This is a genomic window from uncultured Caulobacter sp., from assembly GCF_947036865.1.
GTDB lineage: Bacteria > Pseudomonadota > Alphaproteobacteria > Caulobacterales > Caulobacteraceae > Caulobacter.
Map to the genome: position 1 here is coordinate 23,045 of NZ_CAMQSF010000041.1, position 6,000 is coordinate 29,044.

The 6,000-nt window shown below is 70.0% G+C and carries 7 protein-coding genes; all 7 read right to left on the reverse strand.

The features are described from left to right. Nucleotides 1-174: 174 nt before the first annotated feature. A complete protein-coding gene (locus tag Q0V34_RS17120; protein ID WP_297514323.1) occupies nt 175-963 on the reverse strand; it encodes a dienelactone hydrolase family protein in 789 nt (262 codons plus the stop codon). Nucleotides 964-1,007: 44 nt separating this feature from the next. Then, entirely contained in the window at nt 1,008-1,364 is a 357-nt protein-coding gene (locus Q0V34_RS17125) for a YciI family protein (RefSeq protein WP_297514326.1), read from the reverse strand. An 89-nt stretch (nt 1,365-1,453) separates the two neighbouring features. Then, nucleotides 1,454-2,017 (reverse strand): hypothetical protein, encoded by a 564-nt coding sequence (locus Q0V34_RS17130; protein WP_297514329.1) that lies wholly within the window; start codon nt 2,015-2,017, stop codon nt 1,454-1,456. Beyond that, a complete protein-coding gene (locus tag Q0V34_RS17135) occupies nt 2,014-2,535 on the reverse strand; it encodes a DUF2939 domain-containing protein (RefSeq protein ID WP_297514332.1) in 522 nt (173 codons plus the stop codon). The genes Q0V34_RS17130 and Q0V34_RS17135 overlap by 4 nt, the downstream gene beginning before the upstream one ends. A 37-nt stretch (nt 2,536-2,572) precedes the next feature. After that, nucleotides 2,573-2,986, reverse strand: a complete 414-nt coding sequence (locus Q0V34_RS17140; protein ID WP_297514335.1) for a type II toxin-antitoxin system VapC family toxin — start codon at nt 2,984-2,986, stop codon at nt 2,573-2,575. Then, a complete protein-coding gene (locus Q0V34_RS17145) occupies nt 2,983-3,246 on the reverse strand; it encodes an AbrB/MazE/SpoVT family DNA-binding domain-containing protein (RefSeq protein ID WP_297514337.1) in 264 nt (87 codons plus the stop codon). The genes Q0V34_RS17140 and Q0V34_RS17145 overlap by 4 nt, the downstream gene beginning before the upstream one ends. A gap of 113 nt (nt 3,247-3,359) precedes the next feature. After that, on the reverse strand, nt 3,360-6,000 hold a 2,641-nt coding region (infB, locus tag Q0V34_RS17150), incomplete at its 5' end, for a translation initiation factor IF-2 (RefSeq protein WP_297514341.1).

Below are 6,000 nucleotides of genomic sequence, written 5' to 3' on the forward strand. Positions count from 1 at the left end.
TTGCGGCCCGGCCGGCGGGTCGAACGCCGGTGCGCGGGGAAAATCGGAAGGCGGGGTGTCTAGGCCTCTCCTGTATGAATGTCCACTCCACATCCGCTCATCCCCGCGAAAGCGGGGACCCAAGCTGACTGGGCCGTCGCTGCATGGATCCCCGCTTTCGCGGGGATGAGCGGATCAGGGGGCGCCTGTTTTTTCTCTGAAAAACGCGATCACCTTGTCCCGCGCCTTCATCGTGCCGCTGTCGGGAACCGAGCGGTGCAGGTGCAGGGTCAGGACCGAGTGCGGGGCCATCGGCATGCCGGGGGCGGCGTCCTCGTCGGAAAGCTCGACCACCTCGACCTTGTCGCCGAACTCGGTCTTCAGGCGCGCGATGCGGGCGTCGGGCACCAGCTTGTCCGACGAAAAGCGCAGGGCCAGCAGAGACAGGTTCTCGTCCTGGAACCGCCGCTTGGCGCAGGCCAGCTCCGAGGCCGAGCAGTCGAGACCGCCCTTGTCCCTCGCCGGCAGCGACGGCTGCGACATGACCGGGGCCACGACCGAGGGTTCGGTCATCATCGCCAGGGCGAAGCCGCCGGTGAAGCACATGCCCACCGCCCCGACGCCCTTGCCGCCGCACGCCTCGTGCGCCTTGCGGGCGAGCGCCCGCAGCCAGTCGACGATCGGGCTGGAGCGGCCGCCCGTCCAGACGCTAAACTCGCGGCGCACGCAGATGTTCTTGACGATCTCGCCCAGGGCGTAGCCGCGCGAGGCGGTCTTGCCGGGCTTGCCGAACAGGCTGGGACAGAAAGCGGTCATGCCCGCCGCCGCCAGGTCGCGGGCGAAGGCCAGCACGCCCGGATGCAGGCCCGGCACCTCGTGGATGACGATCACCGCCGGACCGGAACCGATCCGATAAACCTCCCGCGTCCAGCGCCCGTCGTCGAACGCGAAACATTCGAATCCCGCCAGCGGATCGTCGACCATGCCTTTTGCCTCCCCCTCTTGGCGACAAGCTAGACCGGGCCTGGTCAGAACGCCATCGCGCGTTCCCAGACCCGACGGCGCGCGGCGGGCTTCGGTCGCTCGGTCAGATCCCCGGGCTCGAGCAGAAGGCGGATCTCGATCTTGGCCGAGCCGTCGGCCGGCGCGGGGCAGCGGCGCACCCACGCGGCGGCTTCGTCCCTGGACTCCAGGTCGAAGACCCAGAAGCCGGCCAGGATCCGTCCATCGCCGGCCGGCTCGGCCGCGACGCGCTTGCCCCGCGCGGCGCAGCGGCGGGGATCGGCCACCCCGGCGCGGGCCAGTTCGGCGTCGTAGGCCTCGATGGCGCGCGCGAGGTCCGGCCCGACCGCCGCCTCGACCTTGAGCAAGACCATGAACCGCATGACCGCCTCCCGCCGAAACCGTCGGCTCGTTGGAAAGACGTTCGAGGGCCGGTGGTTGCGACAAGGCCGGCGTCAGGCCGGGCGAAATCTCAGTTCGAGATCTCGGGATGCTGCGGATTGGCGGTCCAATCCTCCATCGGATCGGGGGCGTCGCGGCCGGGCAGTCGCCACTCGCCGCGATACGAGAAGTCGAGCGTGCCGCACAGGCGGGCGCGGCCCTCGGCGCTCGGGTCGTCGCCGAACGCCTGGATCCGCAGGTCCCGACGGACGGCGATCGTGCTGAACGACAGCCAAAGACGCGTCGAGCCGGGGCAGAAAGCGCGGAGATAGATCTTGCCCTGGGCGGCCTTGGCGTCGACCTCGTACAGCGCCGCGTCATCATCGACGCCCGACATGGCCTTGAGGCCGCCCGGGCCAAGATCCCTGGCGCGGCCGTCCTTCAGCCGCGCCTCGGCCGGCACGCCGGTCGCCAGGACCTTCAGCGGCCGGCCGCCGCCCAGCAGGCCCGGCTTGAACAGGACCGTCACCCCCGCGCCGGTCAGCCGCTTGGCGTCCTGAGAAATCGGGTCGTACGAGAACATCCGCGTCTCGGCCCGCGCGGCGCCGACGGCCAGGAGGGCAAGGGCGAGGCCGCCCCAGATCGCGCGCTTCATCGCTTCAGGTGCAGGTTCGCGGCCTCGGCGTCGAAGCCGGTCAGGCGCCAGGTCGTCCCTTCCTGGGTGAAGGTCAGCAGGCAGGGGCCTGTCTTCTTGGCGGCGCAGACCTGGCCATTGCCGATCGGACGCAGCGTGCTGGCGATCGCCACTCGGCCCGGGATCGGGCGATCGGGCGTGTAGCCATAGTAGTTGGCCGCGGCGTGGAAGGTCTCGGGCCGGATCAGGGCCTCGCCGGCGACGTCGGCCAGCGGACCGGCGGCCAGGGCGGCCAGGGCCATGGCGGCGTCGCTGCGCCCGCCCCGCTGCCGCGCCTCGTCCATCAGCCGCGCCTCGATCTGGCTCTTCAGCGCGCGGCGATCGACATGGGCGTCGAAGGCGGCGCGGTCGTTGTCGCGAATAGCGACCAAGAGGTCGTGCACGTCGCCGGCGGCGTCGAGGCGGCTCACGGTCGCGCAGGCGCTCAAGGACGCGGCCACGGCGGTCAAGGCGAGGAGGGCTTTGATACGCATGCCCAAGGCCTAGCCCCGGATTGGGGCGATTTCCAGTCGGGGTTCAAGGGGCGATGACGCCAAGACCTCGCGCCCGGGCGCGCGCCACCAGGTCGCGATCGCAGGACAGGAGGGTCGCATCCAGGCGTAGAGCCAGTTCCAGATAGGCCGCGTCGTAGACGGGGAGGCCTTCCGTTCGAGAGAGATCGAGCGTTGGCCCCCAGGCGCGCTCATCGGTCTCGCCGTCCACGGAGATCGGCAGCTGCTTCAGCTGGTCCAGCATCGCATCAAGGCTTCCGATGTCGTAGCGACGACGTAGCGCCGCTGAACGAAGGGCGTTGGCGACTTCCAAACGCCACAGCGAAGGCACCACCGCGCCAACCTCGGCGACGATGTCTAGCGCCATCTCCGTCTCGGCCGTGACCTCGTCGTCGAACAGCATGGCCAGGGCCATGGACGCATCGAGAACGTAATTCAACGGCGGCCCTCGTCGATCAATTCGCGGATCGACAGGCCGTCCAGCTTCATGTCCTTCCGGAGCATCCGAATTCGTTCGACCGCCGCCTTGGCCCGCTCCCGCGCTCCCGCTTTGGCTTCGGATCGCACCAGAACGATATTGCCCTCGTGGATTTGCATCTCGACCTGCTCGCCTTCGACCAGGCCCGTGGCCTCGACGATCTCCCGCGGCACACGGACGGCCAGACTCTTGCCCCAGGTCCCCACGGTAATACGGCTCATGGCGATCTCGTCGTGGGAATATCCTAGCATATGCCAAGCCGAGCCGAAGCCTAAAGACAAAGGGCGCGGACCTTGCGATCCGCGCCCTTCGAACTCCGATCTCGCGACCCGCCCTAGTCGAGCGTGCGCTTGATCTCCTCGACCGTGAAGCACTCGATCACGTCGCCGACCTTGATGTCCTGGAAGCCGGCGAACATCATGCCGCATTCCTGGCCGACGGGGACTTCGTTGACCTCGTCCTTGAAGCGCTTGAGCGTCTGCAGGGTGCCCAGTTCCAGGACGACGATGTCCTGGCGGATGATCCGGACCTTGGCGCCCTTGCGGACCACGCCCTCGGTGACCTTACAGCCGGCGACCTTGCCGATCTTCGAGATGTCGAAGGCCTGCAGCACCTCGGCGTTGCCGAGGAAGGTTTCGCGCTGGATCGGGGCCAGCATGCCCGAGAGCACGCCTTTGATGTCGTCCAAGAGGTCGTAGATGATCGCGTAGTAGCGGATCTCGACCCCTTCGCGCTCGGCCAGGGCCCGCGCCTGGGCCGAGGCCCGGACGTTGAAGCCGATGATCGGCGCGCCGGCGCCCTTGGCCAGCATGACGTCGCTCTCGCTGATCGCGCCGGCGCCCGACAGGATGATCCGCGCGCGGACCTCGTCGGTGGCCATCTTGTCCAGCGAGCCGATGATCGCCTCGGCCGAGCCCTGCACGTCGGCCTTCACGACCAGCGGCAGCTCCTTCAGCTTCTTGTCCTGCAGCTTGGCCATCATGTCGGCCATCGAAGCGCCGGCGCCCACGGGGGCGAGCGACTTCTCGCGCTTCAGGCGGATGCGGTACTCGGTCAACTCGCGGGCGCGGGCCTCGTTCTCCACCACGGCGAAGGCGTCGCCCGGCGAAGGCACGCCGTCCAGGCCGAGGATCTCGACCGGGGTGGCGGGACCGGCTTCCTGCAGCTGCTCGTTACGCTCGTTCAGCAGCGCCCGGACCTTGCCCCACTGGCTGCCGGCCACGACGATGTCGCCGCGCTTCAGCGTGCCGCGATTGACCAGCACCGTCGAGACCGCGCCGCGACCCTTGTCCAGCTTGGCCTCGATCACGACGCCGTCGGCGCTGCGATCGGGGTTGGCCTTCAGGTCCAGGACCTCGGCCTGCAGCAGGATGGCTTCCAGCAGATCCTCGAGACCCGTGCGGGCCTTGGCCGAGACCTCCACCAGCTGGGTGTCGCCGCCGAGGCTTTCGACGACGATCTCGTGCTGCAGCAGCTCGTTGACGACGCGCGTGGCGTCGGCGCCGGGCTTATCCATCTTGTTGACGGCGACGATGATCGGCACCTCGGCGGCCTTGGCGTGTTTGATCGCCTCGATCGTCTGGGGCATCACGCCGTCGTCGCCGGCCACCACCAGCACCACGATGTCGGTGATGTTGGCGCCGCGCGCCCGCATCGCCGAGAAGGCGGCGTGACCGGGCGTGTCGAGGAACGTCACGCGCTGGCCGTCCTTCAGGCGAACCTGATAGGCGCCGATGTGCTGGGTGATGCCGCCGGCTTCGCCCGCGGCCACGTCGGTGGAGCGCAGGGCGTCCAGCAAGGACGTCTTGCCGTGGTCGACGTGACCCATGATCGTGACGACCGGCGGACGCCCTTCCAGGTGATCGTCGTGGTCCTCGGCGCCGATGAAGCCTTCTTCGACGTCGGCTTCCGACACGCGCTTGACGGTGTGGCCGAACTCGGTGGCCACCAGCTCGGCGGTGTCGTTGTCGATGACGTCGTTGATCTTCAGCATCACGCCCTGACGCATCAGGAACTTGATGATCTCGACGCCACGCACGGCCATCCGGTTGGACAGTTCCTGCACGGTGATGACGTCGGGGATCACGACCTCGCGCGAGACACGGGCCTGTTCGACCGCGCCGCCGCGACGCTTTTCCTTCTCGCGTTCACGGGCCCGGCGAACCGAGGCCAGCGAGCGCATGCGGTCGGCGGAGTCTCCGTCGCCGGCCACGGCCTGGATCGTCAGACGGCCTTCCCGACGCTGCGGGGCGCCCTTGACGCGCGAGACGGCCTTGTTGGGGGCCGCGCTCTTGCGGCGGTCGTCGTCCTCGTCGGGGCGACGATCCATGACCGCGCCGCCGGGGCGCGGCGCCGAGCGGGTGGCGCGTTGAATCTCGGGCGTGGCCGGCGCGGAGGCCGGAACGCCGGGGCGAGGACCGCGCGGACCGCCGGGACCGCCAGGACCGCGGGCGCCGCCCGGCGCCGGGCGCGGGGCCAGGGCCGAGTAGCGGACGGTCTGCTGCGGACGGTCACCCTGCGGACGATCGCCGCGATCGCCGCCCTGCGGACGGTCGCCGCGATAGCCGCCGCCACGGTCGCCGCCGCGATCATCCGGACGCGGACCGCGCGGACGGTCGCCTTCCGGACGCGGCGCGCGCTGGCCGAAATTGGCGCCGGCGTCGGGACGCGGCGAGCGCTGGTTGAACGGACGGTCGCCCTGCGGGGCCGGCCGATAGGTCGTCGTGGTCGGACGATCGTCGCGGCGGTCGCGGCTGGGTTCGTAGGTGCGCGTCTGGCCGGGCGCGGCCGAACGCGGACCCTCGTGACGCGGACCCTCGTGGCGGGGGCCTTCGTTGCGAGGAGCGTCGTGACGCGGGCTTTCGTGGCGGGGCGCCTCGGACCGGGGCGCCGCCGGAGCCTGAGCAACAGGCTGGACCGGCGCGGCGGGCGGCGGGGTCACGGGCGCGGCCGGAGCCGGCTGGGCGGGGGCCGCG